Origin of the sequence: Bacillus sp. AFS017336 (genome assembly GCF_002555445.1) — a bacterium.
Classification (GTDB): domain Bacteria; phylum Bacillota; class Bacilli; order Bacillales; family Bacillaceae_G; genus Gottfriedia.
On sequence record NZ_NUCO01000136.1, the window covers coordinates 1 to 2455 of the forward strand.

Annotated in this window: 2 protein-coding genes; both read right to left on the minus strand. The window is 37.1% G+C overall.

The window, feature by feature from the left end; translation table 11 throughout:
- Positions 1 to 71 precede the first annotated feature (71 nt).
- The gene (gene istB / locus CN601_RS23075; protein ID WP_098172453.1) at positions 72 to 815 is read right to left on the minus strand and encodes an IS21-like element helper ATPase IstB; all 744 of its coding nucleotides are present in this window, start codon (positions 813 to 815) and stop codon (positions 72 to 74) included.
- The gene (istA, locus tag CN601_RS23080) at positions 812 to 2314 is read right to left on the minus strand and encodes an IS21 family transposase (RefSeq protein ID WP_098172454.1); all 1503 of its coding nucleotides are present in this window, start codon (positions 2312 to 2314) and stop codon (positions 812 to 814) included. The genes istB and istA overlap by 4 nt, the downstream gene beginning before the upstream one ends.
- Between the last annotated feature and the right edge of the window lie 141 nt (positions 2315 to 2455).

The following is a 2455-nucleotide window of genomic DNA, read 5'->3' on the forward strand; positions in this document are numbered from 1 at the left end:
TTGTTTTTTGCAAGCAGTAAATACAGAGAATTGCAGCGAAAAATGCAGAGACCTGCAAGCTCTCTTTTAATCTAATTTTCGTTGTGTAACTTTACAGAAGAAAGGGCATTTTTCAGCCTATAGCTTTCCCCAGTAAATGCTATTACGTGAGCGTGGTGAACAAGTCTGTCCACCAACGCAGATGTTAGACGATTATCCCCAAATATACGATTCCACTGACCAAATTCAAGATTTGAAGTGACAATTACGCTTTTTCGTTCATAACAGTCTGCTATAATGTGAAAAAGTAGTTCTGAGCCTTCCTTTTGAAATGGAACATACCCTAATTCATCTAAAATAAGTAAGTCACATTTTTCGATTTGCCTTTTTAACCTCTGTAATGTTCCTTGTTTCAAAGCTTCTTCTAAATCTCCAACTAGATCTGCTACCCGGTAAAAACGCACATCCAATCCTTGCTCACAGGCCTTCAGGCCTAATGCTGTTGCTAGATGAGTTTTTCCGGTACCAGGCGCGCCAAGAAGCATTAAATTGTGCTTCTCTTTAATAAAGTTTAACTCACAGATTTCTTTCTTTGTTGTCGTAGAGGGTAAGTGAATTTGATCAGACCATTCATATGTCTTTAACCACTTTAACTCTCTAAACTTTCCTTTTTTTATTAATCTAGATATTTTGGTTGTCAGTCTCGTCTTAACTTCATGTTCCAGCACATCAAATAAAAACTGTTGTTTATTTTCAAAAGGAATATCTTCATAATGGTCCGCAATATAAGCAAGATGGAGTGTTTTACATACGTCTTTTATGTCATTTGTATTCATGTAATAGAAACTCTCCTTTCAGCTTGAGGAAATAGTTTCTGATCATATAAATGCAAATCAGTCTCATAGTTCAATAACACCTGCGGTGTGTAGGTTTCTGGCATTTTCACTGGGTAAGCTGTCTTTTCTGACAGTATGACCCCAAGCTCATGTGGCTTCAAGCCCAAGCGATTATCAAAGGATAATACTTCTCCAATGGCTATCATTGTGTGAGTTGCTAAAAGTTTTTTAAGGCCAATAACTCGTTCTTTCAATGTCTCTTTTTGCCTTGCCAGATAAATTTGAACGTTCTTTGGTAAATACTTAAAATATCGTGAATAGGTAACAGAGCGAGGTTTTCTAATCCAATCCTCTAGAATATCTTCCCATGGAATAGATCTGCTTTTGTTCATATACGGGCGAGACTCTTGATATAGCATTTCTCCATCATTCGTGTAACAAGTGAATTTATCCCATTCTTTCTTGATAATGAGACTTTGTTTCATCCTAGCTTTATGCACGACATACGCTTCTTCATCTACTGTAATTTCACCATATTTATTCACTTTATAGGTGCTTACTGAGAATATAGGTAAGTCTTGCGTAGGGAGTGATTTTAAACTCTTATTATCTTCTTTCCAAAGCTCTTCTATTAAAACTTCCTTATCATAATGCAGACGTTTTTGATCCTTCTGCATCTGCTTAGATAACCATTCGGCTAATTGATCAAAGTCCTCCATAAGTGGGGCAGTCACAAAGAAGTTATTCCTTATATAACCGACTTTCTTTTCTACATTTCCTTTTTCGTGTCCACTGGCTGGATTACACGCCTGTACTTCAAAACGATAGTGGGATTGGAACCCTAAAAACGCGTCTGTATATACTCTTTTGTCTCCTTTACCAATGGACACAACGGCTGCAGTTAAGTTATCGATTCTAAGATGTGTCGGTACACCGCCAGCTTGGTGAAACAATTTTGTTAGACCTTCAAGAAAACACTCAGAATTTTCTGCTGGTAACGGGTATGCGAATGCTGCATTACTATATGGAAAACTTAAGATAAGAGCCTTAATATCTTTGTATGCTCCATTTTGTACTATTGTCATGTTCCCAAAATCTACTTGCGCTTCACCCGGAGGGTGTTCTAATCTCTCATAACGCTTTTCTTTTAATTCTTTGATATGAGGTCTTTGATGTTGAATATACTCACATACTGTTCGATAAGATCCTGGAAACTCATGTTCCTTCTGAAGCTGTTCAAATATTACTTTGTTCGTTCTTCTTTCTTTTTTCTTTAACTTGAAATCTTCCTCTAACCAATCATCCACTAACTCACCATAACCGTCTTCTACCATCATCCCACTTTTTCGAATTCCGATCTTACCTGTGGGAACATCCCCATCGGCATACTTCTTTACTGTTCTCCAATCTTTACCTGTCTTTCTTGCAATCTCGGAGAGAGATAAATCTTCGTTCTCCCTTAAATGTTTGATATAATTTATTTCAGGCATTGCTAGCATCCTTTCATTTCCCCCAAGCTGTTAAGATCTCGTCAATCAAAACAGTAGAGGTTAGTGAGAGAGCTTGCAAGCCTTTTTTTGTTCCCTAGACTTCTACATTAATCTCCTGCAGAACTCTGTACTTTTATTTTGCATTAAACA